Origin of the sequence: Duncaniella sp. (assembly GCF_029054785.1) — a bacterium.
Taxonomy (GTDB): Bacteria; Bacteroidota; Bacteroidia; order Bacteroidales; family Muribaculaceae; genus Duncaniella.
The window spans coordinates 1-3,811 of sequence record NZ_JAIDEN010000160.1 but is presented as its reverse complement, the minus strand read 5'-3'; the positions used below and the strand labels follow the sequence as shown (position 1 = coordinate 3,811).

At 50.5% G+C, this 3,811-nt stretch carries 6 protein-coding genes; 5 read left to right on the top strand and 1 reads right to left on the bottom strand.

The features are described from left to right. Positions 1-533: HisA/HisF-related TIM barrel protein (locus K2H17_RS09890; protein ID WP_300134267.1), on the top strand; the 533-nt coding region annotated here is incomplete at its 5' end. After that, the gene (gene hisIE, locus K2H17_RS09885; RefSeq protein ID WP_300134264.1) at positions 530-1,129 is read left to right on the top strand and encodes a bifunctional phosphoribosyl-AMP cyclohydrolase/phosphoribosyl-ATP diphosphatase HisIE; all 600 of its coding nucleotides are present in this window, start codon (positions 530-532) and stop codon (positions 1,127-1,129) included. The genes K2H17_RS09890 and hisIE, both read left to right, overlap by 4 nt. Positions 1,130-1,164: 35 nt before the next feature. Here hisIE and K2H17_RS09880 read toward each other — a convergent pair whose 3' ends face one another. Beyond that, on the bottom strand, positions 1,165-1,782 hold the full coding sequence (locus K2H17_RS09880; protein ID WP_300134262.1) for a DUF4136 domain-containing protein: 618 nt from the start codon (positions 1,780-1,782) through the stop codon (positions 1,165-1,167). Between the two features lie 284 nt (positions 1,783-2,066). Between K2H17_RS09880 and K2H17_RS09875 the strand changes: the two genes are divergently transcribed. The 3 genes from K2H17_RS09875 to K2H17_RS09865 form a co-directional block, all read left to right on the top strand. Further along, positions 2,067-2,303: a hypothetical protein gene (locus tag K2H17_RS09875; protein ID WP_300134259.1), complete on the top strand. Its 237-nt coding sequence runs from the start codon at positions 2,067-2,069 to the stop codon at positions 2,301-2,303. Then, the gene (locus K2H17_RS09870) at positions 2,287-3,396 is read left to right on the top strand and encodes an agmatine deiminase family protein (protein ID WP_300134256.1); all 1,110 of its coding nucleotides are present in this window, start codon (positions 2,287-2,289) and stop codon (positions 3,394-3,396) included. Before K2H17_RS09875 ends, K2H17_RS09870 begins: the two co-directional genes overlap by 17 nt. A gap of 106 nt (positions 3,397-3,502) precedes the next feature. Then, the coding region (locus K2H17_RS09865; protein ID WP_300134253.1) for a nitrilase-related carbon-nitrogen hydrolase at positions 3,503-3,811 on the top strand (309 nt) is incomplete at its 3' end.

Below are 3,811 nucleotides of genomic sequence, written 5' to 3'. Positions count from 1 at the left end.
CTTTCATTGTCGGCGTCGGAATTCCCACCCTCTACTATGCTTCCGGTCGGCTCGATGCAGGAGCCGACAAAATAACAGTCAACTCCGCTGCCGTAAAGCGCCCTGAGCTCATAAGCGAGATAGCCGGCCGCTATGGCAGTCAGTTCGTAGTAGTAGCAATCGATGCCCGAATGGCAGAAGACGGAATCTGGCATGTGACCACTCATGGCGGGACTCGTTTCTCTGACCGGGAACTTTTCACCTGGGCCCTCCAGGCGCAGGAAGCCGGCGCAGGAGAAATTATGTTCACCTCAATGAACCATGACGGCACACGCCACGGCTATCCGTGCGAAACGTTCAGCCGACTCGCTTCCACGGTCAGCATCCCTATCATCGCCTCAGGCGGTGCCGGATGTGTCGACGACATTGCCGAGGTACTCACCGCCGGGCAAGCCGATGCCGCCCTGGCCGCTTCCATCTTCCACTTTGGAGAAATCACCGTCAAGGAACTCAAACAACAACTATCCGCAAAAAACATCCCTGTCAGACTATGACATTCAACGATTTCAATCTCGAAAAATGCGCCGACGGACTGCTCCCCGTCATCATTCAGGACGCAGTAACCCTAAAAGTGCTGATGCTTGGCTACATGAACCGTGAGGCTTTTGACCTGACATGCTCAAGCGGACACGTCACCTTTTACAGCCGCACCCGCTCAACGCTCTGGACCAAAGGAGAGACCAGCGGCAACTACCTTGAGGTTGTCGATATGTACAGCGACTGCGACAACGACACCTTATTAATAAAAGCCAATCCGATCGGCCCGACCTGTCACCGCGGAACCACCTCATGCTTCGACACGCCTGAAGAGGAAGGCTTCATCCGCTCACTCTCCGCCCTCATCAGCCGACGCCATGCAGAAATGCCTGAAGACAGCTACACCACCCGCCTGTTTATCAAAGGTGTCAAGAAAATAGCCCAGAAAGTAGGCGAAGAAGCGGTAGAATCAACCATCGAGGCTGTTGACGGAAACCGTGACCGGTTTTCATACGAAGCCTGTGACCTTATCTACCACCTCCTCGTACTGATCGAACAGATGGGACTCACACTTCCTGACATGGAGCGTGAACTGCTGAGGCGTCACAGCTGACAGCTCCCGGTAGCTTCGATCCGCCAAGAGAGATATCAGCGGTTTCTGTACTGCGGCAGAAGCGGAACAGGAAATTTTGAGAACAAAGTCTGCACAGCCTCCGCTATTCCCTGCAAGTCACGGAACTGAGTGTCGCCGTTGTCAAGTATCGTACCTACTGAAGCCGAGAACAACGGTATTTTCTGATTTATGTTGACCATATCCATTGTCAGCACACCCTCCTTATACACACCCGTGATGACTTGGGCATTTGCATAATAACCGGGCCAATAATAGCCACGCGGATACATGAACCAGGGAGCATAACCGCGATAAGGCCCCCAATAATAAGGATAACCGCCGGGAGGCAACGCAGGTTCTGTTGCAATCTGCTGCTTGATCGTCAACCCGATATTGATCAGCAGAGGCGAGGATGGGTCTTCTCTGAACCCACGGTCCAGCATCTGCTCCCGGATTGCAGCTGCGATATTGTAATAAGTCACCATCGCCATTCCGGGAGGAAGTTTTCCATCGCCAGGGGTCACAATGCGGAACGTGGTATAATCACTCAGATCCGCATCATTGTAAGTCGTGCTTGTCACCAGGTTATATGGGCTGCACGAACTGAGAATTGCCATCACGGCAAGAATCATGAAACCAAAACATTTTTTCATAACCGATACATTATATAATAACTTTAAACAAATTCTGTCTCTATCTATAAAATATTAACGCGATCGGCATTTTTTGGTTCTCAGGCAGATAAACATAAAGCTTGATAAAAACAGTCCATTTTCCTTTTAGGCCTTTTTAAAACTTTAAATTTGCTAATGTCACAACTATGCGTTAATTTTGAACCATATTAAGCCCCGTAGCGTTAAATTGTTTATACAAGTAATAACAAACGTCAAGCGATCTTTTGACATTCTAATTTTCTTACCCTAAACCTAATAATAAAATGGACGATATTACCGGCCTCTTCGATAATATGCTCAAACACTACGGGAGCACAGACATCGCCGAGGCCGAATTCAAAAAAATGATCCATGAGGATCCGGAACTTCGCGCAAGCTATCGCCAATGGTGCGACGAGGTCGGCAGCTCTGAAAAAAGAGGCTTCCTCGATTATTGTGAAGAGTATTTCGAATCCCAGGATTCAATTTGGGACAACCTCAAAGATGAATATGACGAATAATCCTTCCGTGGCACCGTCCACGGCCTTACGCCGACTCCCGGCTGAATGGGAGAATCAGGACTGCGTACTTTTAGCGTGGCCTCATGAAAATACCGACTGGGCATACATTCTGCCTGAAGCGCGCAGATGTATCGCGGACATTGTCCACGCCATCACTGACGGCGGCCAATGCGTGGCACTTGTCGGGCCTGAAGAGTTCTGTCTCCCATCAATCCTGGAACAGAATTTCGACCCTCTGCGCGTGAAATTTTTCGACATCCCCACCAACGACACCTGGGCGCGTGACTTCGGACCGATCACGGTTGAATCAGACGGAAGCCTGCTGCTCCTTGACTTCAAGTTCAATGGATGGGGCCTGAAATTCGCCGCCGACAAGGACAACCTCATCACGTCGCGCCTTGCAGCTATGAATCTGTTTGACGCTGAAGTCGAAAACTGTCTGAACTTCGTATTGGAAGGCGGCTCGATCGAATCAGACGGAGACAACACTCTTCTGACAACAGCCGAATGTCTGCTGTCGCCAAACCGCAACGGCCAATGGGACCGCAGGCAGATTTCCGATTATCTCCGCAAGGCATTCGGACTGAACCACGTCCTCTTCCTGAACCACGGTGCCCTGATCGGCGATGACACCGACAGCCACATCGACACTCTCGCCAGACTTGCCCCAGGCGACACCATCATATATTGCGGACCTGGCGAGCCCGGTAATCCAAACCACACGGAATTGCAGAAAATGAAAGAAGAACTGGCAACTCTGCGCACACCGTCGGGTCAGCCATACAATCTCATTGAACTTCCTCTGCCTGATACCATCGAGATGGACGGCGAGATCCTGCCGGCAACCTACGCCAACTTCCTCATAACCCCGACACAGATTCTGATGCCGACCTATGGTCAGGAGCGTAAAGACCGACTGGCAGCCCAAACGCTGAAAATAGCCTTCCCTGACCATGAAATCCGCGGCATTGACTGCATTCCTCTGATACGTCAGCACGGCTCTCTCCATTGTGTGACCATGCAGCTCCCGTCAGGATCAGTCAAAGAAATACGTGACGGTCAATGGATCTCTACCTCGTCAGGAAACTCTTGAAAAAAATAATTTATACTCGATGCAAGATTTATTTCGAGGAAAAATCGATCAGACAAACACATCCGAGACCGACAATCAATCATCAATTCACCAAAAATCCCGCTATATGCTTGTAGGCCTTATCCAACAGCACAACACCACCGATATAGACAACAACCGCCGGCGCCTTGCCGAAAAAGTCATAAATCTCGCAGCCAAAGGCGCGGAACTGGTAGTACTTCAGGAACTTCATGACTCCCTTTATTTCTGCCAGATCGAATCGGTCGACAATTTTGACATCGCCGTCAGCCTGGATGCCGCATCGCCGGTAACAGAGTTTTACTCATCGCTTGCCCGTGAGGCCGGAGTCGTGCTGGTCACATCGCTTTTCGAGCGCCGCGCAGCCGGATTATACCACAACACATCACTGGTATTC